Source organism: Endothiovibrio diazotrophicus, from assembly GCF_054657215.1.
This window is the reverse complement of sequence record NZ_BAAHXB010000286.1, coordinates 1-823: the sequence shown is the minus strand read 5'-3', so window position 1 is coordinate 823 and position 823 is coordinate 1. Positions and strand designations below refer to the sequence as shown.

Sequence of the window (823 nt, the reverse complement as noted above, 5' to 3'; positions counted from 1 at the left end):
TCTTTACACCTATGTGTTGAGTGATCCGGTCAATTTTATAGACCGAGATGGTATGGCTTCCGAGAAGATTGGAGGAGAGCGTGTTACCGTCCATGCTAACGATGTTGATCCTTGGCCAAGTGATCCTCATGGCCATGTTTACGACAAAAACCAGGTTATTGATGCGAACGGAAACATTTATGATAAAAATACAAAAAAGAAGATAGGAAAACTGTCAAAGAAGAATCTTGGCAGATGGACTGACTTTTTGAAAAAAATAGGGAAGCTGGGTTTGTTGGGCGATCTGTTTTTCGTTAAACAGCTTGTGGACTCGGTTTGTGCTGCCGACCCTTTGTGTTCCATGAATAAGGATGAGTATGACGAAGAGATTTATCCTGGATGTCATCTTAGAATGTAAGGTTATTAGCAGATGAAGATAAAGATTCCAATTTCTATTGAAAAAGAAGAATTTGATCGGCTTTGTCTTATTTGGGAGAGAAGGAAAAATATCTCGATAGAGATGAATTTGGATTCCTATTCTGAAGGGCAAGTAGAAAATCTGTTTGATGTTGCTGAGTCCGCTATTCCGTGCGAGCTTTCCTTTGTTGTTATTGAGGCGATAGCGGAATTTAGTGGTACGCCTGCAGAAATCCTGAAAAAAATTGTTTTCCTAAGTGATGTGGCGTGTCGTGAGGCAGTTTGTTTGAGAGAGGGTTTGGATGATGAGTTGATTGCAGTGTGTGAAAGATTGGTTCTGGCTCATAAGAGAGAGAAAAATTAAGTCGTCCATTGCTGCCATTGCTGCTAGCAATAGAGTCTGTGCACATAATGAACGGGAGGGAAG

Annotated in this window: 2 protein-coding genes; both read left to right on the top strand. The window is 40.8% G+C overall.

All coding sequences use genetic code 11. From position 1 onward, the window contains the following. Positions 1-397 (top strand): hypothetical protein (locus tag ACYQ2W_RS26460; protein WP_459874095.1); only part of this gene is annotated, 397 nt, incomplete at its 5' end. Positions 398-409: 12 nt separating this feature from the next. Beyond that, positions 410-760 carry a hypothetical protein gene (locus ACYQ2W_RS26455; RefSeq protein ID WP_459874093.1) on the top strand — a complete coding sequence of 117 codons (351 nt, stop codon included), beginning with the start codon at positions 410-412 and terminating at the stop codon, positions 758-760. Positions 761-823: the final 63 nt, after the last annotated feature.